The 24,367-nt window shown below is 48.3% G+C and carries 22 protein-coding genes; 4 read left to right on the forward strand and 18 right to left on the reverse strand.

Annotated elements, in window-relative coordinates; translation table 11 throughout:
* Positions 1–242: 242 nt before the first annotated feature.
* Positions 243–1,487: a DNA polymerase IV gene (locus tag AC3ITG_RS21885; RefSeq protein ID WP_489251345.1), complete on the forward strand. Its 1,245-nt coding sequence runs from the start codon at positions 243–245 to the stop codon at positions 1,485–1,487.
* On the forward strand, positions 1,484–1,825 hold the full coding sequence (locus AC3ITG_RS21890; protein WP_024631096.1) for a YolD-like family protein: 342 nt from the start codon (positions 1,484–1,486) through the stop codon (positions 1,823–1,825). The genes AC3ITG_RS21885 and AC3ITG_RS21890 overlap by 4 nt, the downstream gene beginning before the upstream one ends.
* Positions 1,826–2,018: 193 nt before the next feature.
* Here the strand turns inward: AC3ITG_RS21890 and glsA are convergent, their stop codons facing one another.
* The 5 genes from glsA to AC3ITG_RS21915 all read right to left on the reverse strand — a co-directional run bounded on the left by glsA (position 2,019) and on the right by AC3ITG_RS21915 (position 7,647).
* Complete coding sequence (gene glsA, locus AC3ITG_RS21895; protein WP_489251346.1) at positions 2,019–2,960, reverse strand: glutaminase A; 942 nt, start codon at positions 2,958–2,960, stop codon at positions 2,019–2,021.
* Positions 2,961–3,074: 114 nt separating this feature from the next.
* Positions 3,075–3,557, reverse strand: a complete 483-nt coding sequence (locus AC3ITG_RS21900; protein WP_489251347.1) for a GNAT family N-acetyltransferase — start codon at positions 3,555–3,557, stop codon at positions 3,075–3,077.
* A gap of 203 nt (positions 3,558–3,760) precedes the next feature.
* A complete protein-coding gene (locus AC3ITG_RS21905; protein WP_489251348.1) occupies positions 3,761–5,050 on the reverse strand; it encodes an L-lactate MFS transporter in 1,290 nt (429 codons plus the stop codon).
* A 120-nt stretch (positions 5,051–5,170) separates the two neighbouring features.
* Positions 5,171–5,983 carry a LytR/AlgR family response regulator transcription factor gene (locus AC3ITG_RS21910; protein WP_489251349.1) on the reverse strand — a complete coding sequence of 271 codons (813 nt, stop codon included), beginning with the start codon at positions 5,981–5,983 and terminating at the stop codon, positions 5,171–5,173.
* On the reverse strand, positions 5,983–7,647 hold the full coding sequence (locus AC3ITG_RS21915) for a LytS/YhcK type 5TM receptor domain-containing protein (protein WP_489254512.1): 1,665 nt from the start codon (positions 7,645–7,647) through the stop codon (positions 5,983–5,985). Before AC3ITG_RS21915 ends, AC3ITG_RS21910 begins: the two co-directional genes overlap by 1 nt.
* Before the next feature lie 747 nt (positions 7,648–8,394).
* Between AC3ITG_RS21915 and AC3ITG_RS21920 the strand changes: the two genes are divergently transcribed.
* Complete coding sequence (locus tag AC3ITG_RS21920) at positions 8,395–8,976, forward strand: hypothetical protein (RefSeq protein WP_489251350.1); 582 nt, start codon at positions 8,395–8,397, stop codon at positions 8,974–8,976.
* A 329-nt stretch (positions 8,977–9,305) separates the two neighbouring features.
* Here AC3ITG_RS21920 and AC3ITG_RS21925 read toward each other — a convergent pair whose 3' ends face one another.
* The 4 genes from AC3ITG_RS21925 to AC3ITG_RS21940 form a co-directional block, all read right to left on the reverse strand.
* The gene (locus AC3ITG_RS21925) at positions 9,306–9,593 is read right to left on the reverse strand and encodes a stage VI sporulation protein F (protein ID WP_413372519.1); all 288 of its coding nucleotides are present in this window, start codon (positions 9,591–9,593) and stop codon (positions 9,306–9,308) included.
* 114 nt (positions 9,594–9,707) lie between these two features.
* On the reverse strand, positions 9,708–11,753 hold the full coding sequence (recG, locus tag AC3ITG_RS21930) for an ATP-dependent DNA helicase RecG (protein ID WP_489251351.1): 2,046 nt from the start codon (positions 11,751–11,753) through the stop codon (positions 9,708–9,710).
* A 10-nt stretch (positions 11,754–11,763) separates the two neighbouring features.
* Positions 11,764–12,627: a DegV family protein gene (locus AC3ITG_RS21935; RefSeq protein ID WP_489251352.1), complete on the reverse strand. Its 864-nt coding sequence runs from the start codon at positions 12,625–12,627 to the stop codon at positions 11,764–11,766.
* A gap of 28 nt (positions 12,628–12,655) precedes the next feature.
* Positions 12,656–14,464, reverse strand: coding sequence for a DAK2 domain-containing protein (locus tag AC3ITG_RS21940; RefSeq protein WP_489251353.1), 1,809 nt, complete (start codon positions 14,462–14,464; stop codon positions 12,656–12,658).
* A 642-nt stretch (positions 14,465–15,106) separates the two neighbouring features.
* Here AC3ITG_RS21940 and rpmB point away from each other — a divergent pair.
* The gene (gene rpmB, locus AC3ITG_RS21945) at positions 15,107–15,295 is read left to right on the forward strand and encodes a 50S ribosomal protein L28 (protein WP_024631107.1); all 189 of its coding nucleotides are present in this window, start codon (positions 15,107–15,109) and stop codon (positions 15,293–15,295) included.
* Between the two features lie 194 nt (positions 15,296–15,489).
* Here rpmB and spoVM read toward each other — a convergent pair whose 3' ends face one another.
* The 9 genes from spoVM to fmt all read right to left on the reverse strand — a co-directional run bounded on the left by spoVM (position 15,490) and on the right by fmt (position 24,362).
* The gene (gene spoVM / locus AC3ITG_RS21950) at positions 15,490–15,570 is read right to left on the reverse strand and encodes a stage V sporulation protein SpoVM (protein WP_019424875.1); all 81 of its coding nucleotides are present in this window, start codon (positions 15,568–15,570) and stop codon (positions 15,490–15,492) included.
* Positions 15,571–15,737: 167 nt separating this feature from the next.
* Positions 15,738–15,989 (reverse strand): hypothetical protein, encoded by a 252-nt coding sequence (locus AC3ITG_RS21955; protein WP_489251354.1) that lies wholly within the window; start codon positions 15,987–15,989, stop codon positions 15,738–15,740.
* Between the two features lie 2 nt (positions 15,990–15,991).
* Positions 15,992–16,651 (reverse strand): ribulose-phosphate 3-epimerase, encoded by a 660-nt coding sequence (rpe, locus tag AC3ITG_RS21960; protein ID WP_053784310.1) that lies wholly within the window; start codon positions 16,649–16,651, stop codon positions 15,992–15,994.
* A gap of 1 nt (position 16,652) precedes the next feature.
* Entirely contained in the window at positions 16,653–17,570 is a 918-nt protein-coding gene (gene rsgA / locus AC3ITG_RS21965; protein WP_053784309.1) for a ribosome small subunit-dependent GTPase A, read from the reverse strand.
* Between the two features lie 62 nt (positions 17,571–17,632).
* Positions 17,633–19,840: a Stk1 family PASTA domain-containing Ser/Thr kinase gene (pknB, locus tag AC3ITG_RS21970; RefSeq protein WP_489251355.1), complete on the reverse strand. Its 2,208-nt coding sequence runs from the start codon at positions 19,838–19,840 to the stop codon at positions 17,633–17,635.
* Positions 19,837–20,613: a Stp1/IreP family PP2C-type Ser/Thr phosphatase gene (locus tag AC3ITG_RS21975; RefSeq protein WP_489251356.1), complete on the reverse strand. Its 777-nt coding sequence runs from the start codon at positions 20,611–20,613 to the stop codon at positions 19,837–19,839. The genes pknB and AC3ITG_RS21975 overlap by 4 nt, the downstream gene beginning before the upstream one ends.
* Before the next feature lie 7 nt (positions 20,614–20,620).
* On the reverse strand, positions 20,621–21,661 hold the full coding sequence (gene rlmN, locus AC3ITG_RS21980; RefSeq protein ID WP_301244211.1) for a dual-specificity RNA methyltransferase RlmN: 1,041 nt from the start codon (positions 21,659–21,661) through the stop codon (positions 20,621–20,623).
* A gap of 230 nt (positions 21,662–21,891) precedes the next feature.
* A complete protein-coding gene (gene rsmB, locus AC3ITG_RS21985) occupies positions 21,892–23,412 on the reverse strand; it encodes a 16S rRNA (cytosine(967)-C(5))-methyltransferase RsmB (protein WP_489251357.1) in 1,521 nt (506 codons plus the stop codon).
* Positions 23,409–24,362: a methionyl-tRNA formyltransferase gene (gene fmt, locus AC3ITG_RS21990; RefSeq protein ID WP_489251358.1), complete on the reverse strand. Its 954-nt coding sequence runs from the start codon at positions 24,360–24,362 to the stop codon at positions 23,409–23,411. The genes rsmB and fmt overlap by 4 nt, the downstream gene beginning before the upstream one ends.
* Positions 24,363–24,367 lie beyond the last annotated feature (5 nt).

The following is a 24,367-nucleotide window of genomic DNA, read 5'->3' on the forward strand; positions in this document are numbered from 1 at the left end:
TTCCTTACATGAAATGTAAAAAAATACATCTTATTTCCTAAATTTTGACTCTATTAGGTCCGTTCAATAATTGTGTCCAAATTGCAAAATAATTCCGGTTGCCGCATCTGACATTGTCGGATATGCTTATAAAACAGGAACACTTGTTCCATACTGTAAATAAACTGTAAAATAACGTTGGCTGAATGAACCCCATCGCTGTACAGAAGCAGCCGAATCATGAATAAAAGGAGAGAAGTACTATGCCCCGCAAAGACGGACGTGTCATTATGCTGGCCGATTGCCAGTCATTTTATGCCAGTGTGGAGAAGTCTGCACACCCCGAATACACAGACCGTCCGCTTGTTGTTGCGGGAGATCCTGCACGCCGTTCAGGCATTATTCTGGCAGCCTGCCCACTCGCCAAGTCCTATGGAATTACTACAGCAGAACGGCTGGGTGAGGCTCTTGCCAAATGCCCCGATGTTGTCGTCATTCGTCCCCGGATGGCCGAATATATTCGTGTTTCCCTACACATTACCCGTATCCTTCAGTCCTATACAGATCTGGTTGAACCGTATAGCATTGACGAACAGTTTCTGGATGTCACCGGAAGTTTGGACCTGTTCGGCAGTCCTGAAACGATTGCCCGTAGCATTCAGGACAGGGTCATGGAAGAGACTGGCGTCTATATCCGAGTCGGCATCAGCGACACCAAGGTTGTCAGCAAGATGGCCTGTGATCTGTATGCCAAAAAAGTCCCAGGAGGCATCTATACACTGCCCCGCAAGGACATGCAGAAAACGTTGTGGAATAAACCTGTTCGAGACATGTTTATGGTCGGTTCCCGGATGGGGCAGCATCTCTATAAGATGGGGATTCATACGATTGGGGATCTAGCGCAGACTCCATTGTCCCGATTGAGAGAGCGTTGGGGTGTAAATGGTGAGGTACTGTGGCGTATTGCCCGCGGAATCGATGATTCTCCGGTAAAACCCGGGACATATGCTCACCAGCAGCAGGGCATTGGACACCAGATGACATTGCCTCGGGACTATGAATCGTGGGAAGACATCAAAGTCGTGCTGCTCGAACTGGCAGAGCTGGTCAGCCGGCGTTCCCGGGACAAATCGCTCATGGGTAATGTCGTCTCTGTAGGATGTCGGGGGCAGGATTACGATCGTCCAACCGGCTTCTCCCGCCAGATGAAGGTGAATGAACCTACCAACATCACTGATGAAGTATACGATGCGGCAGCAGCTCTGTTTCTGCGCCATTGGGACGGATTACCCATTCGCCGCATCAGCGTGTCATTGACCGGACTCGTGCCCGATTCCGAAGTACAGCTGTCCTGGTTCGATGACCGTGAACGCAAAAGAGAACTGGAACGTGCCACGGATGACATCAAGCGCAAGTTCGGAGAAACCGCGATCATGCGGGCCTCCTCGCTCTGCTCGTCCGCGCAGGCACAGGACCGTTCTCATAAAATTGGAGGTCACTATAAATGAGTAAAAAATTGCAGCAAAACGGGATTTTTGAGTCGTCGCGCATGATGCTTCCCGAACACCGGGAAGCCTATATCATTCATCAGGAGCAGCTCGCTCCCCGTACCCGTCCATCCCTGGATGCCCAGGCAGCAGAAGAAATGTCCCGTTTGCTCAGTAACTCGATGGTGCTTGGGGATGCAGTCACCATCACCCTGTTCCATGAACATGACGATATCCGCTTTACCGGACAGGTGCTTCGACTAGACTCCCCTGCCCGTACCCTTAAGCTGCTGATGGAGAGTGGGACCCGGGACATTCAGATGAATCTCATTACGGATGTGGTACTGGCGAATGAATGATGCGGGCTGGCATTGCGGGTATACCGGAATAGATGAAGCATGGCCTTTGCTATGCAGGACCGTTTTCCTACAGTTCTGAACCAGACTGAAGCAGCCGACAAGCCACATTCATACCGGACCAATTCGTTCCAAAGAAGCAAAAGGACGAATTGGTGATTCATCGGCTACTCAGGAGGGTAAGGGGATGACTTCGTTAGAACAAACTCCAGTCAAATTCCTTGGAAAGACGCTCAAGCAGATGTACGCCTGCAATGCTGTTTCCTTTCCGATTCAGAGCCGGACCTACAAGACCGATGCCAAACTGGCCTGGAACCAGGGTCAGAATTCCACCCGACACTCCACTCTTGGCAGGCAGCCCGACCTGAATCGCAAATTCGCCTGATGCATTATACATGCCGCAGGTAGTCATGAACGTTTTGGCGATCTGTACATAACGACGAGGAATAAGCTCATTCCCGGTGATGGGATCTGTCCCGTCATAAGCAAGCACCAGTGCCATACGGGCCAGGTCCGCACAAGTCACCTCGATGGAGCAATGACGGAAATAGACGGCAAGCACATCTTCGACGTCATCCTTAAGTACACCATTGTGCTTCAGAAAATAACCAAGCGAGCGGTTCAGATGGCCTGTTTCCGATTCAGACCGATATACCGCCTCGTTATAGTCCAGCCGATCATTATTCGCCAGCTTGCGGAAAAATTCCAAAATGCGCCGTGACTTCTCCTCTTTACAATCTCCGGCAATCAGGGACGATACCGTAATCGCGCCCGCATTGATCAATGGATTAAACGGAATGCCCGGTTCGACCAGTTCGAGCTTGATCATGGAATCATAATCATCCCCGGTAGGTTCTTTTCCTACATTAAAAAAGACCGCTTCCTCCCCATGATCCATCAGGGCCAGAATGAGTGTAAATACCTTGGAGATACTTTGCATCGTAAACGGGACACCACAATCTCCGGCTGACACCTGATTGCCTTCGGCGTTCATGATATGTATACCCAGTTCGTCCTGTGAGGCCTTGAACAACTCGGGAATATAAGAAGCGACTTTCCCCTGTCCAGTGTGCAGACGGCTGGTCTCCAGCCATTCCGGTAACAACTGGTTCAGACGCTCCATTGCAGCATTGCTCATCTCCATCTCCTCCAAATCTCTGTATGAGCATTTCGCACGCATCCGAACGATAAGTTCCAATCGAAGTGATGCAAAATGCCCGGTATAGTATGTATTACCCGCGAGCCTGATCCCTTATCGCTTCACCTGAAGATTCAGCTCCAGAATCTCACCGGGTAACCCATGATAGTCCCCAACCCATGTGGATACAAAGTTCTGTCTGAGCAATATTCGACGGGATGCCGCATTGGACGGATCGATAACCGCATAGAGTACAGCAATTCCCGCAGCCTGTGCCTGAATAATCAGCCGAGCTGCGATGGAAGTTCCGTGTCCTCTCCCCCAATGCTCCGGCAGAATCATGTAACCCACTTCCGCTCGGGACGGATCGGATTCATCCGGGATCAGTTTGGCGTAGGCCATTCCTACCCCATCTTCACCAGATATCCGATAATAGCCACAATTGTTGCCGAGATTATAATTCAGCATGGATTCAAATTCCGCCGTAGCTTCATGCTCAGGCAGAGCACGTTCAGTAATCTGTTGCATGACTTCAATATTGGACACAAGAGCATAATAATCAGCAAAATCAGATGGTGCATATTTCAAGAAATTCATGACGTACATACCTCCTCCAATGGCTAATAAGGACTTACTCTTTTTATTTCACCTAGAGTATACCAGAAGCAAAGTATGCATTGCACACAACTGCTTCATGTACAGAAATCTCATTCCTCTCAGGTTGAGCCGATACCAAAAAAGCGGCCTCCGTAGAGACCGCCAGCTTGCTTTTTATAAAATAGAACTAATCCCCACTACGATCAGCTTGCCCGGGATGAAGGGTTAAGATTCATCTGCTGTTCACGTTGGCGTGTACGACGTCCTTGACCCGGAGGCGTAATAATCAACGCCAGCAAGAGCGAGACGGCACACAGTACAGCGATCACAATAAAGGTAAGATGGAATCCACCCAGCAGGGCGCTGATAAACGATCCAGCCAGGGCACCAAATCCAAATCCCTGATAGATCACGCCGTAGTTTTTGCTCTGATTTTTCAGTCCAAAGTAATCTGCCACAATCGCCGGGAAGACCGTGATATTCCCACCAAAGCAGAACGCGATAGCGGCCACACAGGCGAAGAAGATGCCAAAGCTCAGCGGTACCAGACTCAGCGTCATTACGGCAACAGCCGTAACCAGCAGAGCTCCGGCAATAACTTTCATCCGTCCTACTTTATCCGACAGCGCGCCCAGAATGATACGTCCAGCGGTATTAAAGATGGCAACCATCGCCACCGCATTCGCAGCCGTAGCCACGTTAAGTCCTGCCAGTTGCACACCAATATCTTTCACAATACCGATTAGATACAGTCCACTCATACATGCCGTGAAGAAAATAACGAACAGCATGTAAGCTTCTTTCGTGCGCAGCATTTCTTTGACCGTATAATCATGACGTGTTTCTTGTTGCTTCGCACCTTCGGTGCTGCTTGCTGGAGCCTGTTCGCGAACAACCGCTTCACGGATCAGGAACGAGCCGCCCACAATCAATACCAACACAATAATGCCCCAGTACATAAAGGCTTGAGCAGGACCAACAGCACTGATTAATGCCGAGTTCACGTATTTGAACAACAGACTGCCTGTACCAAAGGCCCCGACCGAAATACCTGAGATCAGACCTTTTCGCTCAGGGAACCACTTGATCAGGTTGGACAGGGAAGTAATATACGCCGTACCATCCGCGAATCCAACCACAAATCCGGCCAGAATGTAGAGCAGTGTCAACGAACTCACTTGAGAACTGAGCACGAGTCCCAGACCAAGCACCACACCGGCTACCCGAATCAGGCGACGAAGCCCCCACCGTTCTTGTAGTCGGCCTGCAAATAGTGTGGCAAATGCCAAAGCAAAGCTGGTAATCGAAAAAGTTATCGCGACCGAGCTGACGTCCCATCCGAAACGATCAGACAGCGGTTGGTTAAATAAACTCCAGGTGTAGATGGTTCCGAGACCCATTTGTACAATAATTGTTCCGAGTACAATAAGCCAGCGGTTCATTTTCATAGATGTAGATGCTGAATTAGGTGCGGATGAAATAGCTGCTTTCATCTTGATCTCCCCTTTGCCGATGTCATATATATGAATGCGTTCACAAGCTAATCATACATGAAAGGGGATTCATTACACCGATTTGAGCATGAGTTGCATCAGATGCGGAATGAAATGCCTCTAGATGCGCATGAGCTGCCTGAATTCTTTGACTTTGCCCCGGCTAACGGGCACTTCAGCCTCCAGATCACGTAAACGAAGCAGGTACGTATTGTTAAACCAGGGCACAATTTCACGAATTTGAGACAAATTCACCACGTAAGAACGATGGCAGCGGAAAAAGGTTTCCTGTGGCAATCGACCGTGAAAATCCGAAATGCTGACCGGCATCGTAAACTCACCGTTTTTGGTATACACCTTCGTTACTTTCTCTTGTGCTTCCGCATAATAAATATCGGCGGTATCTGTCACAATAATATTGTCATTGCGCAGCAGATTGATGCGTCGTCCCGTCTGGGCATTGGATTCCCGCGCCTGCATATTTGATGCAGACCATTCATCGTTTGCTTGAGCCGTATTGTGAACCTGTCCATCATCGCTGCCATGTTCACGTTTCTCCTGCTCATGATCCCGTCTGAATGCCGTTTCGAGTTTATTCAGCATCGTGGCAATTCGTTTCTCATCATAGGGCTTCAGAATATAGTCAAACGCCTCCAGCTCAAACGCTTCAGCGGCATGTTCCTTGTACGCCGTTGTGAATACGATATATGGCTTGCTCGCAAACTTCCCAATATGATGTGCCAGCATCATGCCATCCAGCGAAGGGATATTTATATCCAGAAAAATAACATCGACTTCCTGCTCCTGCAAAAACTTCAGCACATCCAGTCCATCTTCCAGACATTCTACCACTTCAATTTGGCTATGTTCCTGTATCAAGTAATTCAGTTCCTCACTTGCCGGAATTTCATCTTCAACAATAAGAGCTCTCATTAACCGTTCATCACCTTTGTCACTACATCTCCTTTGGGTACATCAAATAAAATATCGGTTCCTTGCTCCAGCCGTGTAATCGTTAACCCTTGTCCATAAATGAGCTTCACCCGACGATGCACGTTGTACAACCCGATCTGGTTGGCAGGCATCCGGTCATGGTATACACGCTCAATAATGTCGGCTCCAATGCCTGCTCCTGTGTCACTGACCCCAATTCGCACAAAGTCAGGATAGTCCTGTACCCGAATCCGTACCGTCCCGGGTCCTTTCACCTTGAGAATACCGTGGATAATGGCATTTTCCACAAGCGGCTGGATGACCAGACTTGGAATATGCACAGCCACCTCATCAATATCATAGATGACGTTAAGCCTGCTACCGAAGCGCGCCTTCTCGATTTCCACATAATTACGGACCTGCTCCAACTCCTTGTGAATATCAATAAGCTCATCCGACAGCTCCAGGTTATAGCGCATATATCCAGACAGATTCACAATCAGCTCACGCGCCCGATCCGGCTTGGTACGAATGGATGAAGCAATGGCGTTTAGCGCGTTGAATAGAAAATGAGGATGAATCGTGGTCTGCAATGCACGCAGCTCCGCCTTATTGGCCGCAGCCTTGATCTCCTCCACACGAGATACTTCCATCTGAGTTGAAATAATCTGGGACAGGCCCACAGCCATCGTTTGCAACGGATACGTAATCTTGTACGCTTTACGGTAATAGATTTTCAGGGCACCCGTCACTTCGCCCCGCTCTTTGAGCGGGATGATGAGGAGAGAGTGGATATCCGGCGTCTTTTCGTCAATTACATCATTGCTGATCGTAATCTCGCCGCTGGAGATCGTCTTCTTCGTCATCTCACTAATAATTTCATTCCCGATGTGATATCGTTCCTCACCAAATCCCACATAAGCCAGTACATTTCGGGTATCCGTAATCGCAACCGCATCAGCCTGAATATCCTCCTGAATAATACGGCAGATCTTCCGCAGAGAGTCTTCATCAATGGAACGGAAGTATGGCAAGGTCTTGTTGGCAATCTCCAGCGCCAGCTTCGCCTGACGAGCTGCAATCATTTCCTTTTCCCCTTCTACACTCTGCACCAGCAACACGATCAGTCCAATATTCACCTCACCCAATATCATCGGCAGCGCAATCTTCGAGACAATGTCGGCCCCCAGTGGATCGGGATAGGAATATAGCAGGATAAGCAGCATCGTAAGCGCCTCACAGATCATTCCGGCCGCAATACCGATCATCCAGCGCTTCGACTTAGGCGTATACTTATGTATATACCCGGAGACCAGACCTGCAAGGATACTCGTGATCAGGCACGGGATCGCCGTAACTCCATTCATATCGATCAAGTACCGATGCACCCCGGAGACAATTCCCGTAATGATGCCCACAGGCGCTCCAAACAGAATGCCACCAGACATGATCGCAATAATACGCACATTCACCAGCGAGCCTTCCACATTAATACCGGTATAAGTACCGAAGATAGCAAATGCACAGAATAACAACGTAACCGCAATGTACTCCTGCCATCTCAATTTTCCCTTTTGCAAGATCTGTCTAAACCGCGGTATCCTCGATAGAAAGAATAAAAATATAATCAGCAGTGCCGCCCGTTCAAACAACCCCAGCAGCATCGTAAACATCTCCGTCAACTTACTTCCTCCATATCCGTCAAAAATAAACGCCCATTATCGCAGCAGCGTTTTCCTCACTTTGAAATCCATGTATGCTCGTATGCAACAGTTTACCGCTCCCCCAGAAGGAAAGCAAAGTCAATCCTGTGAAATTGAGATGCACAAGGAAGTAGCCGAAAGTCCCTAACCTATTGAACAGACAATACGGAATTCATTTTGCTCCAAACCATTCTCTTCCCTACCAACAAAGCTTCACTTTCCTACACATTAAACTCCACTTCCAGAAATCCACTGTGTTATAATTATTTGGAACATTATGCTAATTGGTTCAACGTAATTTATTTAAGAAAGGTGTATTTAAATGTTTGTAATGCTACTGATAGGCTCACTCCTGCTTTTTAGTGGTTTGTGGTACATCATTTACTTTATCTCGAAACGTACCAAAAACCCCAAGCGCTCGTCTGCTCATGTGCTGAGAGTGATTTTAAGTATTTCGATCCTCGTACTAGTTGTTGAAAACTACATATACGAAACAGTACCGTCTAATACCATTTTAATTTTAGTATTTATTGCATCATTAATAGCTACGAGCCCTTTTTTTGTTAAGAATAAAGAGTGATGAGACTAATTTTCTGTTTAGCTATACTTGCGAAATTATAATGAACTTATCAAGAGTTCTCTCCTATTAGAACTGCCTTATAATCAACATGCTTCGTTTAACTCGTATTCCAAGGAGGAACTTCTTTAATGAAAAATCTCTCTTGTGGTATTTTATCTCTATGTTTAATTGGAGCCTTACTTCTTTCTGCATGCGGAAAATCAGACGACAATAACACCCTTTCCAATAGCGAAAAACCTAGCAATACAACAAGCGAAGCCCCTTCAACCAACATTACATCAACAAACATTGAAAGTCTGATTGGGCCAACAGAGATTGAAGCAATTAAAGACATCACAGCGGCCGAATTTAAGAAAGGCGTCAATATTAATTTCGACAAATATAAAAGCAGCTTCTTTGACGAAAAGATTATCTCCATGTTAAGTAACAATCTCGAATCAGTTGTAGAGAACAACGAAGAAAAGTTTAAACAGAATTTGAATAACAAGTCTTTGGAATCCATTAGAGAAGGCTTTTATTACAAAAACACAGCCGACCAATTCATGTTCTATGAGTTGGATCTTTTAGAAAAACTCGATCATCCAGAACAAATTAGAGTAGGCGTGCGCTTTGTAAGAAAGTCCTCTGACGGGAGTATTGAGAATCAAGGCATTACCTACTTCTTTACTAAAAACGAAAAAGGTGAGTGGGGTATTGAAAATATAGATTAAATCCCACTTTTTCTTGACTCAAACAACTAAAAGGGCGGTCCATAAGTCATCTTCCTGACTTATGGACCGCCCCATCCACTAAAATTACTTCATACACATTCGATGTAATTTGGTTTTTTATAAAGTGAACTCCCAGTTACACAGTAACGGAGAGGACAGAAAAAACCTGAAGAAGCGAAGCGTGCGCCTTTATCCCCGGATTTTACCCTTTGATAAAGGGAATTCAAAAAAATCCGGGGATAACAACGCTCGGAAGGTTGTTCTGTCATCGTAGTGCCCCGTGTAAATGAAACTGTTTCATTTTATACCACCCAACAGACATTGAATCCCTACCTAAACATGCCCCACAACTTAATCAAATGAAACGTATTGTTCGGATCGATCTTCTGCGCGAGAACAAAAGCAACGAATTGTTCCTCCTGAGCCGCAGAAAAATTCTCATTCAAAATGACCGACGACGACTTGACCAGCCTTCTCACCTTGGCCTTATCCTGCAAATCGGACTTGGTGACCCCATCTATCAACTTTTTGATACGCTCTTTGACAGCGGGATTTTTCATCTTCGTTTTGATCCGCTCCACCAGCTGCGGACTGATTCCATATTGTTGGTAACCCAAAACGTACAGCACCTCCTGAATAATGAACTCACTTCTTATTCATATGACAGGAGGGCCTGTACACTTGACATTTTCCCACGGAAAATGTGGAAAACTACACATCCACAGCCCCAATCAATCGATCAGATCACCCTGGAATACTTGCTGCTGCTGTAAAAAGTCACGTAAAGGAGCGTAGTCGACAGACGTCCAGAAGCTCGCATCCGCAATCAGGCTGGAGACGTCATCTCGCGCCTGCTCCAATATGGCAAAATCCGCAACCATGTCGGCAAGACGGAACTCGGGTAATCCACTTTGCTTGGTGCCAAAGAAATCTCCCGGTCCCCGCAGATCCAGGTCTCGACGGGATACTTCGAAACCATCTTCGGTTTCCGTCATGACCTTCATGCGCTCCTGCCCCACCTCTGTCTTGGGATCAGCAATCAGCACACAATAGGATGCATGAGCGCCTCGACCAACCCGGCCACGAAGCTGATGCAGTTGCGACAGACCGAAGCGGTCCGCATCCATAATGACCATCAGCGTTGCGTTAGGTACATCGACCCCGACCTCCACAACCGTTGTAGAGACCAGAAGCTGAATATCGTTGCTGTAAAAGTCACGCATCATCTCTTCCTTCTCGCCAGCCGTCATCCGTCCATGCAGCAGACCTACACGGTACTTCGGAAAGTTCTGCTGCATCTGGATATGCAGGTCAATTGCATTCTGTACATCCAGCTTCTCCGACTCTTCAATGAGCGGACAGATCAGATAGGCCTGGCGTCCCTGGTCCACTTCTCGCGAAATAAATCCAAGTACCCGGTCCATCATGTCATGCTTGACCCAGTACGTCGAGATTGGAATTCGTCCCTTTGGACGTTCCGAGATGGTCGATACTTCAATATCACCAAAAGCCGTAATAGCTAGTGTTCGTGGAATGGGTGTCGCCGTCATCGTTAACACGTCCGGGTTGTACCCTTTACGCCGCAAAATGCTGCGCTGATTCACACCGAAGCGATGCTGTTCATCCGTAACGACAAGACCCAGATCGCGGAAAAATACATCCTCCTGTATCAGAGCGTGTGTACCCACGACGATATCGATCATGCCCATCTGCAAGGATGCAATCAGATCTTTGCGCTTGCGTCCATTCACACTGCCCGTTAACAGCCCCAAAGTTACGCCAAAAGGTTCAAACAGCTTTTGCAGTGATCGCATATGCTGTTCTGCCAGAATCTCCGTAGGGACCATCAGAGCCCCCTGAAAACCGGAACGAATGGTCGTATACAGTGCAATCGCCGCGATAACCGTTTTACCTGAGCCTACATCTCCCTGCAGCAATCGATTCATCGAATACGGTGAACGCATATCATGCAGAATTTCAAGCTCTACTTTCTTCTGTGCATCCGTCAGTTCAAATGGCAAACTGCGAACAAACTCCCGAATCGTCGTATTATCCGTTGTGTGCACTACACCATCCATGCGATCCCGATTCAATGCTCGATAAGCCTGCATCTTGAGTTGAAACAAAAATAGTTCCTCATACACCATCCGCTGTCTGGCCTGCTGGCCTTCCCGGTTATCCTGCGGACGATGAATCCCGGCAATCGCCTGTTTGCGAGGCATGAATCCATATTTCTTCATTAGTGACTGAGGCAGAATTTCGGGGATCATTTCCCCGAATTGGACTAACCCCTGATTAATCGTTTTGCGCATCCAGGACTGCGTAAGCTTACCGGTTACCGAATACACAGGCTGCAGCGTGCCCGATCGTCCTTCCCCTTTATCCGGGAATTCCGAATCCGTTACGGTCATCTGCATACGTTTCTGTTCCCATTTCCCCGTAATGACAATCTCCCGGTTGGGCGTAAGCTGCTCCTTCAGAAAATGCCGATTGAACCAGGTAGCTGAAATCATCCATTCTTCCGTCATCACCTTACAGGTGAGGCGTGACTTTTTGCCATAACGCTGCAAAACCGGGATACCCATCACTTTACCCTGTACAGTGATTTTATCCCCATCCTTCACTTCGCTAAGCGAACGCAGGCGATAATCCTCGTAACGGAACGGATAGTATTCAAGCAGGTCTTTTACAGTAGAGATGCCAAAGGCGTGAAGCTCTCCCTCTTTGAGAGCACTCACGCCGCTAATTTGTTTAACCGATATTTCTTCCCATTTCATGTCTAATCCCTCATTCCGGAACAGGCCACATAAAGATGGCAATTACGCCAGGCCCAACATGGCTGCCAACGACGGCCCCAATATTGGTATATACCACTTCATTCAGTGTAAAATGCCCGCGTAATTGCTCTGCACAAGCGATCGCTGATCCGGGGTCTGCGGTATGACCTACCGCGAGATTAACACGTTGACCCGCCAGATCCTGCTGAAACAGCTCAATAATGCGTGCCATGGCTTTTTTGTGACCTCTGACTTTCTCCACTGCGTAAATAACACCTTCCTCATCAATGGACAAGATCGGTTTGATATTCAGCAGTGTCCCCAAAATGGCCGCAGCCTTGCCAATCCGACCGCCTTTCTGCAAATACTCCAATGTATCTACGAGAAAGAACAGCTTGCGGCTCTGCTGCATGGCTGCTACAGCCACAGCGATCTCCGCAGCGGATTTTCCTTGTTCGGCAAGCTCGGCAGCCTGTACGACCAATAAACCATATCCATAGGATGCAGACTTCGAATCCAGTACCGTTATATCACCCTCGCGTTCCAGCAACGATTTGCCGAGCAGTGCCGATTGATAGGTACCACTCATGCCGGAAGACAAATGAATCGATACAATGGGCCGTTCCGGGTCCTCATCCAACAGTTTGTTATAGATACTCATAAAATCGGTAGGAGAAGGCTGTGAGGTTGTAGGCAGCACAGATACCTTCTCCAATTTTGCATAGAACTGTTCCGAAGTCAGATCAACGCCGTCTGCATAAGCTTCTTCCCCGAACAAAACACGTAGTGGAACAACATGAATCCCGTATTTACGAATCAGTTCTTCCGGTATATCTGCCGTGCTATCGGTTACAATCGCAACCTTGTGGCTCATGAGATCCCCTCCTCTTTGCTTAAGTGCTTCAGGACTCTACAGAGAACAAATAATAATAAACCGGCTGTCCTCCAAGATGCACCTCTACCTCAGCATCAGGATATTGTTCTTCAAGCCATGCTACAAGCGCAGCGGTAATCTCAGGGGTAGCCTCGTCCCCTTCAAGGATGGTCACCACTTCATCTCCGCTCACCATCATCTGTTGCAGCAGGCCTTCACATGCGTGCAGCATGCTTTCGTCCGTTGCTACGATCTTGGAGTTGTGGATACCGATGTAGTGTCCCGCTTTGATATCAAGCTCATCATATTGTGTATCTCTGACCGCATGAGTCACTTGACCGGACTGTACCCGACTAATCGCTTCAAGCATATGGTCACGATTGGTTTCCGCAGACTCATCCTCCTGGAAAGCAAAAGCCGCTGCCATGCCCTGAGGGATCGTCTTGCTCGGAATCACAATAATTCGACGCTCATCTTCAAGCAGCTCCCGAGCCTGCTGCGCAGCAAGTACAATATTGGAGTTGTTCGGCAAAATAAATACCTGTTCTGCCGCGATCGAACGCACCGCTTTCACAAAATCTTCAGTGCTCGGATTCATCGTCTGTCCACCAGACAGAACAACATCCACGCCGAGACTCTGGAAAATCTCCGCAATTCCGTCACCGGAAGATACCGCGATAAAACCATATGGTGCCATCTCATCTGCTGGGAGCACAGCTTTTTCCACGCTACGCACCGCTTCAGGCGGAATCTCTGCGAACAGCTCAGGCGAAGGTGCAATGTCCATGCCTGCAGTCAGCAGATCACGATGCTGCTCACGCATATTCAGAATGTGAATTTGTGTAATTTCTCCATAACGGAGAGCCAGGTTTAATACATCCCCAGGTGTCTTGGAATGCACGTGAACCTTAATTACTTCATCATCAGCAATTATAATGATGGAGTCCCCGTTAACTGACAACGCTTTCCGGAATGCTTCATCATCAAATGCAACACCTGCGTTCTCTCCAAGCTCGCGGTTAATAAAGAACTCCATGTCATATAGAAACTCAATATCTTCCGTTTCCAATCGCGCTTGGGCAGACATTGGCATCTCCGGCACGATTACCTGCTGTGCAGGCTTCGCAGAAACCACTTCTGACGGTGCAGCCGGTTTCAATGCAGATGCCGCTACGGTTGGTTGTACGTCTCTCTGGAAGGATGTACGACTTGCCCCGTCCGTTTGCAACAGAACGTCCATAAAGCCTTCGTAAATATATACAAGCCCCTGACCGCCTGAATCCACAACACCGACCTGTTTCAATACAGGCAGCAATTCCGGAGTCATTGCCAGTGCTTCTTTTGCTTTTAACAATACTTCATTCATTAATTCAGTTATATCATTCGTCCGTCTTGCGTAGTAGCTGGCATGTTTCGCCGCTTCCTTGGCTACGGTAAGAATGGTCCCTTCAACGGGTTTCACTACGGCTTTATAAGCTGCGTCCACACCGTTCTGCAGGGCTGCGGCGAACTGGAGTGTATTCAGTTCCTCATAAGGAGCAGCTGAACGACTGAATCCGCGGAACAATTGCGATAATATTACTCCGGAATTCCCCCGTGCGCCCATAAGCAGGCCTTTTGATAAAATACCGGCAGCTTCTCCGATGGAGGCAGAACTCTTGCGTTTAATCTCTGCGACTCCTGCACTCATTGTCAAATTCATGTTCGTTCCCGTGTCGCCATCCGGCACAGGGAAAACATTCAGGGAATTGACGTGCTCTGCATGCTGTCCAAGTTGTTCCGCTCCGGCAAGTACCATTGCGGTGAAATCTGTTCCATTTAAAGAACGTATACTCAAGTGAGAATTCCCCTTCCTAGCTTGATACACGAACATCTTGCACCAAGATGTTATCTGGTCTGTTCATGCGCAAACGCTTATCGCGTTATTCTTCGTCCATACCTTGTCCGGCACAGGCATATAATACATAATGTCAGCCGGATTAACGGTCTGGGCGGCCGGGCAACCGATATCCTGCAATTGCTCTGTAACCCCTAATTCGGGGCATACGGATATGCACCGGTATCAAGAGCCGGCATGAATGCCGCATGGAGACTGGTGCCAATGATGGAATGCCGCAGCTCACAGCGTTGCCAAAAAAGCAGACCACCGACCTTTAAGGCCGGTTTTTTCTCCGGCTTCCCCGCGGCAACAGCCTGTTCACCACTGTATTATGGACTATTCAACATTGTACTATATTAGACAGGAGAAATAAATAAAGTTTTTGGATCAGTTGACGAAGCTTTTTTCAATATGATATTATATTCAAGTATTGTTTTATGCAGGTTTAGTAATGGAAATAATCCGGCTATGCCGGCTTGAACAACGCCATTAGCTACTGGAACCTGACCACAGCGGTCAGGAAGAACAATTTAGCCCGTCTGGAATGACATTCGTGTCTCCTTAGGGCAACTGGTTATTTTAGGATAGGAGGTGTAATCTATGTCTCGCAAATGTTATGTGACAGGTAAGAAACCGGGCACCGGTAACCACGTATCCCACGCTAACAACCGTAACCGTCGTTCTTGGGGCGTAAACGTTCAGAAGGTCCGCATTCTCGTGAACGGTAAACCAAAACGTGTATACGTAAGCACCCGTGCACTGAAAGCCGGTAAAGTGACTCGCGTATAATCACGCAAAGCTACTATAAATCGGGTAAGCAAAAAGCACCTTGTTCCTTGCAGGTGCTTTTTTGGTATTCAGAAAAAATCATGAATACACACATCAGCATGTGAATGGCCGCCGCATGGCGCTTCGCAGGTCCGAATTGCAGATGATCCTGTAGCCAAAGCGGCGGTATTCGCCAATGGAACCTTTTAATCATGTCAGTTCTTTTGAAACGTATTAAGAATCGCCTTTACAAACCCTCCCAAAAACTTCGGCAGTTTGAATGTGTAAAATTTCATACTTCACCCTCCCCATCATGCTCATGCATCCGCCGTATCCTATGCTCCAGGCCTTCCTTGCCTTAAACACGACAAAAAAGGCTACATGAGAAACCTGCTCATGTAACCATATTTATGCGGAACCCTTTGTCCCTATTCCACAATGACGAGCCTGGTTATCAGGTCATTTAGGTTTGGGCAGGAATATATTGATAGACAGCGATCATGAATACACTCAATAAGTAATACAGTATGCTGAATATCACAAAAGTAACCCGAAGTCCTGTACGGTCAAATTTGCGGAAGTACATAATGACAACACCAACCCCGATCAATGACGTAATCGCATTGTATGGGGATTGAATAACCGCAAACAAAGCAAGCACCAGTCCCGTAACGAGACTCGCAGCCATTGTCCACAGCGTTTCCTTGAGGCTCATGCTCAGCCTCCGTAACTACTGCGAATTTCGGCAATCGCGGCAGCGCGATCTTCACGTCCAAATACAGCACTTCCCGCAACGAGCACATCCGCTCCAGCTTCAACCACAAGCGGAGCCGTGTCGGCAGCAATACCGCCATCCACTTCAATATGCACGTCATGACGTCCTTTTTCGTTCAACCAGCTACGAATTTGCTTGATTTTGTTCATCGTGCCAGAGATGAAAGCCTGTCCACCAAAACCGGGATTTACGGTCATGACAAGCACCATATCCACATCGTCCAGCACTTCCTGAATAGCACTCGCGGGAGTTCCCGGATTAAGAGCAACCCCTGCCTTAACTCCCTGTTCCTTGATCAGATGAATAACCCGGTGCAGATGTACACAAGCTTCGGCATGAACCGTAATAACAGCCGCGCCAGCTTTCGCAAATTCCTCCACATAACGTTCTGGGTTCTCAATCATCAAATGCACATCAAGCGGCAAGCTTGTATGTGGAGCGATCGCTTTTACAATCGCAGGTCCAAGCGTAATATTAGGGACGAAATGACCGTCCATGACATCAACATGAATCCAGTCTCCGCCAGCAGCTTGGGCTTCCGCCACTTCCGCGCCGAGACGGGCAAAATCCGCAGATAAAATAGATGGGGCAATTTTAATCATATTAATACCTCCGCTTTTTGTCTTTCATTTCTGTAAGGAATTGTTCGTAATGCTTATAACGGCTTTCGGAGATCATTCCCTCCGCCTTGGCTGCAAGCACCCGGCAACCTGGTTCGTGCGTATGGGTACAGCCTCGGAACTTACACTGATCCGCATATTGAGCGAACTCCCGGAAACAAGTGGATAGTTCCTCCACACCAATCTCCAGAAAGTCCAGTTGGCTGAATCCCGGCGTATCGGCGACAAAGCCACCATTATCCAGCGGTATGAGCTCCACGTGCCTGGTGGTGTGTTTCCCTCGGCCAAGGCGCATGCTGATTGCACTGGTCTCCAGGGTCAGACCTGGCATCAAGGCATTCAGCATCGAAGATTTACCTACACCGGATTGCCCGGAGAATACGCTAATCTTGCCGGCAAGACGCTCCTTGAGCAGTTCATTACCTTCACCAGTTCGTGAACTGGTAGAGATAACTTCATATCCAATTTGCTCGTACAAAGCCTTTACTTCAGCCACTGTATCCCGGGCATCGTTTTCTGGATCAGCCAGGTCCTGCTTCGTGAGCACAATCAGTGCATCCAGTCCGGCTTGTTCGATATGTACCAGGAATTTGTCTAACAGATTGAGATTCATGTCCGGTTCCTTAACGGAAAATAACAGAACAGCCAGACTTACATTGGCAACAGGTGGACGAATTAACTCCGTCTCACGTTTTCGAATCTCATCTACTGTTCCTTCCCCGTTCTCTGTCAGCATATAGCCGACTCGGTCACCCACAAGCGGTGAGGTACCCCGTTTTCTGAAGATGCCTCTGGCCCGGCATTGAACGGCGGAGCCTTCAACCGAAGGCACCCCGCTGTCTTCCAGTGGCATGACATAATAGTAACCGCTTAGCGCTTTAACGATGATACCTTCTGGCATAGCTCCGTCGCCCTCCTTTAATTTACAGTACATTTACCTTGAACGTCGGCAATAAGCCGCCCTTATGGACGGCTTGATGCGTTAACGACTTCCTTTTTCTTATCTTTTCCCTTGGCGAGACCATTTCCGTTCTTCATCGCAGAAGTATCTGCCTCGCCATTTTCCCCTTCACCCTCAACAGGTGTATCCGGTTCACCTTCCTGTTGTGTATCCACGGTGCCTTCATCACCACCACCGCCTTGTTCAGGCTCCTCCGTTGTTGGAGGCGGCTCTGCACCCTTCTCGGGCTCAATGGTAGGCACAACTACCGTTCCATTTTTGGCATCACTGTAGGACACCAGATACGTATCCAGGAATTGTCCATCCCGGTAAACAGAGACAACACCATCGACGTTTGGAGCCAGAATAAGCGGAATCGTCAGCATTTGGGCAGACTTGATTGTCCGGGTTCCCCATTCCTGACTTTTGCCACGAGCATCCTCGAAAGTAATTCGAATTTTGCTGCTCTTTCCTTCTTCTTTTGGCGAAACGTTAATGTTATAGGCGTAGTTCAATGCCTCTGGCGGATATCCTGTACTAATGAAAATGGTAATTTTATCACCCGGATTCACGTCTGTACCGGCTTCCACAGGCCATTGCTGTGTCACTTTGCCTTTATCTACGGTGTAACTCGACTCTTCCTGAACCTGAGCAAGGATTAGCCCGGCGGATTTGAGCATACTCTCAGCCTCACTTCGAGTATGGTTTTTCAAGTCCGGCATTTTTACCGTTTCGGAGCCTTTGCTAACGATTAAAATAATCTGAACCTCTGTCGGATCGTATTCTTCATTTACCCCAGGAGTTTGGGATAGAACAGTACCCGATGACTTATCATTCGAGAACTCTTCCTTACGCTGAATCTGATCCTCTTTAATGCCCAGAGCCGTGAGTTTTTTGACCGCCTCATCATATGAAAGGTCTTTGAGATCAGTCATCTTCGACAGTGCTTTTTCCGCCCCAACACTCAGCTGGACCTCAGAGCCTTCTTTGACGATATCGCCTTCATTCCTGCTCTGATCGAACACAATACCCGGATCAACGCCTTCCTTGTACTCCCGGATGACATTATCACTGACAACAAGCCCGTTGTCCTGCAACATTTGACGTGCCTTTTCTTCGGTCTGACTCACAACATTGGGCACCTTCACATCAGGCACAACAAGCATGCCTTTCACGTACCACACAACTCCAACCATGGCGATAAGAATAAGCACTGTCAACGAGATCAGCAGCGCTGGCTTCTTCCAGTTCTTTGTTTTTGGTTTGCCATTGTTGTTATCTTCGTCAGACTCCATCACGGGTATAGCACCTGTGGATGTAACTCCACGTGGCTCCGGCTTAATCGCCGGCATAACACGGGTCTGATCGATATCATCCTCATCCGGAAAATCAATCTTCGATTCATTACGTCTTTCCGGCATCAGGCAGGTTTCCAGATCCGTCTGCATTTCTTTAGCGGATTGGTAACGCTCCTGTGGGTTTTTGCGCATGGATTTCAGAATAACGTTCTCCACGCTTTGCGGGATAAGCGGATTGAATTTGCGCGGTTCATCAAACTCTTCCTGCAAATGCTTCAAAGCAACGCTAATTGGACTCTCTCCCAGGAACGGAAGCTGCCCAGTCAGCATTTGATAGAGTACAATACCAAGAGAATATAAGTCCGACTTCTCGCCAGTCACGATGCCTTTGGCATGCTCAGGGGAGAAGTAATGTACGGAACCGACCACCGAGCCGGTCTGTGTAATCGTTGTGGACGTAACCGCACGGGCAATCCCGAAATCCGTTACTTTCACACGGCCATTACGACCAATCAATATATTATGGGGTTTGATATCCCGATGAATGATCTGATTATGATGTGCATGATCGAGAGCATCTGCAATCTGGGAGGCGATTCGAACGGCCTCGTCCACCTGCAGAGGCGCCCGTTCTTTAATAATTTCATTCAGGTTTTTGCCTTCAACATACTCCATGACAATATAATGAACTTCATCTTCCTGTCCTACATCATAAACACTAACTACGTTAGGATGTGACAGCGAAGCTGCTGATTGTGCTTCTCTGCGGAAACGGCGAATAAACTCTTCGTCATGCACAAATTGCTGCCGTAACACTTTGATGGCAACGTTCCGGTTGAGCAACAGATCCTGGGCCTTATACACAAGAGCCATGCCGCCACCGCCGACACGCTCGATCACTTCATAGCGTCCGCCTAGCTGGTGCCCAATCATGACTCACACCCCGTTTCCGTTATCACGGAACCTTCCTTTTGCAGTTCGAATAATGCCACCGTGATATTGTCATCTCCTCCAGCAAGCAAAGCCAGCTGAAGCAAGCGATCAGCCCGATCTTCCAATGCCAGTTCCAGATTACCTGCGACCTGAATGATCTGCTCATTGCTGACCAGATTACTAAGCCCATCACTGCACAGGAGAAGAACTTCGCCTTCTTCCAACTTGACGGTATCCAGATCGACCTTCACTTCAGCGTCTGTCCCAAGTGCACGTGTCAGCACATTGCGACGCGGATGATGAGAAACATCTTCTTTGCTGATCTGACCATTTTTGAACAATTCATTGACCAATGTATGGTCCTCGGTCAACTGGATGACATGTTTGTTTGCAATTTTGTATGCTCTGCTGTCACCGATGTGACCAATAACGCCTTCCGTATCATTCAATAATGCCGCAACCACGGTGGTCCCCATGTTGTGATAATTATCATCCGAGGAGGCAGTACGGAAGATCACTTCGTTGGCATGCAAAATAGCATCGCTCAATGCGGCTGACAAAGACGCATGTGAAAGACCCGGCTCAAGCGTTCCCAGATCCTGCACCAACGTCTCTACCGCCAGGCGGCTCGCTGTATCTCCTGCAAGATGTCCGCCCATACCATCGGCAACAATACCCAGAATATAACCTGTATCGAGATTTCGAATCCAGGCTGAATCTTCATTCACCGAACGCACCCGTCCGATATGGCTCACATGAACTGTTTTGATCAAAACGTTCTCACCTCAACTCCATATGCTTTGCACGAAGCTGACCGCAAGCGGCAGCAATATCATGTCCCTGTTCACGACGAATGGTTACATTAACACCCTGCTCCGAGAGAATCTTCTGAAAATTAAAAATGTCGCTTCTGGATGTTCTTACGTACTTGCGCTCAGGTACATGGTTGACCGGAATCAAGTTCACGTGGCACAGCATGTTCTTAAGCACGCCTGCCAGTTCTGCCGCATGTTCCGGCTGATCATTCACACCACCGATAAGTGCGTACTCAAACGTAATTCTGCGACCCGTTTTAGCCAAATAATAACGCAACGACTCCATTACATCCTCAAAAGGAAAACGGCGGTTTACCGGCATCAATTTGGAACGCAATGCATCATTTGGCGCATGGATGGAGATCGCCAGGTTAATCTGCGTATCTTCATCAGCAAACTTGTAGATGTTCGGTACGATTCCACTTGTGGACACCGTGATATGGCGCTGACCGATATTCAGCCCTTTTTCGTGAATCATAATACGCAGGAACGTCATTGTTGCTTCATAGTTCTCAAAAGGCTCACCTGAACCCATGATTACGATGCTGCTGACCCGCTCACCGCGTTCGTCCAAAATTTTCTGGGCTTGCACAACCTGAGCGACAATTTCGCCAGCTGTAAGGTTACGTTTGAGTCCACCAAGCGTGGATGCACAGAACGTGCAACCAATCCGGCATCCAACCTGTGTTGTTACACAGATGCTGTTACCATAGTTGTGCTTCATGATAACTGTTTCGATCGCATGATCATCATGCAGACCAAACAGAAATTTCACCGTTCCATCCTTGGATTCAAACTTCGTAATTTCAGTAAGTGTAACGAATTCAAATTGTTCAGTCAGCTTTTCACGCAGCGCTTTGGACAGGTTCGTCATTTCACTGAAATCATTCACACGTTTCACATAAATCCAGTCGAAGATCTGACCACCGCGAAAAGCCGGCTCCCCGTTCTCAACAGCCCACTGTTGCAGCTCCTCCAGGGAATAATCATATATAAAAGGTTTCATTTTGTTGTCAACACCTATTCCTTCTTTTCTTTTCATTCTTCCTATTCTATCACAAAGACCACTTTACATCCATGTATACCCTTGATGCCTGTACTTCATGCATTATAACACCTCAGTGCCTGCATCGCATCCTATCATCACTTTTTACTGATGTTTGACCTCGAGGCTAATCACAAAGAAATCCGCCGAAGTTCCCCTCGGCGGCTATCCTTCAGTGCTCTATTAAACTGTTAATCGGCTATCCTTGTCAACCTGGCAATGAAAAAGCCATCACTGTGAGCGTACTGTGGCAAGATCTGCACACCACCGTTCACAACCTTCCAATCGGCTGTTTCCATACCAGACCAGGCAGAGTCTTCAGCCGCCTTGTATTCGGGATGCCGATCCAAGAAGTCAGCGACCCTATGCTCGTTCTCCGCCGGCTCGATTGTACACGTACTATACACCAGAATACCACCCGGCTTTAATAACGGTGCAACCCGATCCAGCAGTTCACGTTGCAGATTGGAGATATCGTGGATATCTTCCGCAGTTTTGGTCCATTTGACATCCGGCTTGCGGCGAATAACACCTAGACCGGAACATGGCGCATCCAGCAGAATGCGGTCAAATGATGCCTCTGGATAACGCTCATCCAGATCAAGCGCATCACCTGTCACAGCATCAATGCAGCTGAGTCCCAGACGATCTGCCTGATCCATGATCAACTGACGTTTGTGAGCATGTACATCATTGGCCACAATCCGTCCACGGTCCTGCATTTTCTCCGCCATATGGGCTGTCTTTCCGCCGGGAGCTGCACAGCAGTCCAGTACAGTCTGACCTTCTTCAGGCCGAACTGCCTCGGCTACAAGCATGGAACTTTCATCTTGAACGGACAGCAGGCCATCCCGATACCAGGACGTAAGTGCCATGTTGCCACCACTGCGAACGAGAATACCGTCCGGACTAAGCCGGGAAGGTTCCACGATCGCCCCCGTGCTCTCCATCTCTTGCATCAGTTTCTCACGTGTAGTCATTGTCGTGTTCACACGAACACTAACCGCAGGCGGTTCATTATTTGCACGACAGATCGCTTCCGTTGTCTCTTCGCCATATTGGCTGATCCAGCGTTCGACCATCCACAGCGGGTGTGAATGCTCCAGTGAGATACGTTCAGCTGCAGGCAAATGTTCGGGAATGTGCAGTTCATCACGATTACGAATCATGTTTCGCAGAACGCCATTCACCATACCGGAGATGCCCTGATGACCCAATTTCTTAGCCAAATTAACGGCTTCACTCACCACCGCGTGTTCCGGAATACGGTCCAGATATAACATTTGGTACACGCTGATGCGCAGCAGGCTGCGAACCCAAGGTTGCAGCTTGGATACACCTTTGGCTACATAGCGTTCCAGAAAATAATCAAGGGTATTCCGTCTTGCGATCGTACCATAGACCAACTCTGTAGCTAGTCCAGCATCTGCCGGACTTAGTTCGGCCTCTTTCAGACGCCGGTTCAGCTCAAGGTTGCTGTATGCTCCTTCTTGCTCAACGGCGCTGAGTACTTTTACGGCGAGTGCACGAGCAGATGTTTTGGGCCGCTCCGAGCGTGATGCACCATTGCCCGAAGCTGGGGATGCAGATGAATTTCCTGCACGACCTGATTTTCCCGAGTTCGGACGACGTTGGTTTCCTCCGCGCCCGGAGGCATTTCCTGCGACTTTATGACCATTTCCTGATGGACGGCCCGGTGTATTTCCGCTCATTGCAGCACCGTTCCTGGTTTCAGGGTACCACCGCGAGCAAAGTCAGCAGCTTGCATTACTTTTTTGCCTGCGGGCTGAACCTCAGTAAGCCAGAGAGAACCGTCACCTGTGCGAACTTCAATGCCGTTTTTGCCCAATTGCAACACCGTTCCCGGCTCAGCTTGTCCAGCATCCGAAGACGTGAGCACATCCGACTGCTCCGGATTTGCTGCTGCCCAGACCTTGAAGACCTGCTCATCCCACATCGTAAATGCACCCGAAAATGGCACAAGACCGCGAATCTGATTGAACAATTCACGCGACGTGCGATTCCAGTCCATCTTCTCATCATCCCGAGTCAGATTGCGAGCATACGAAGCATCGGCTTCATCCTGTGGGACAGCCGTTGTTTCGCCTGCAACCAGCCGCGGCATTTCTTCCTGAAGCAATTTGGAACCCGCTTCACTGAGCTTTACAAACATGGACCCTGATGTATCCTCATCCGTAATCGCTACTTCCACACGTGAGATCATATCTCCCGTATCCAAGCCTTCCGCCATAAACATCAGTGTAACTCCCGTCACTAGCTCTCCATTAATAATGGAACGTTGAATCGGGGCACCACCGCGATATTTTGGCAAAAGAGAGCCATGCACGTTCACACAACCACGAACGGGCATATCCAGCACAGCTTTGGGCAGAATCTGCCCAAAAGCCGCAGTCACAATCAGATCCGGTTGCCATTCAGCCAATCGGGCCACCGCTTCCGGGGCACGCAGTTTCACTGGTTGAAATACAGGCAGGCCGTGGCGTTCTGCCGCAGCCTTGACTGGTGTTGGTGTAAGCACCTTTTTACGGCCCTGTGGTTTATCCGGCTGTGTCACTACCCCAACCACGTTATATCCCTCGGCTATAAGCATATCGAGAGACGGAACTGCAAATTCAGGCGTTCCCATAAAAACAATATTCAAATCAA

It is taken from the genome of Paenibacillus sp. GL_099_B (genome assembly GCF_057835695.1).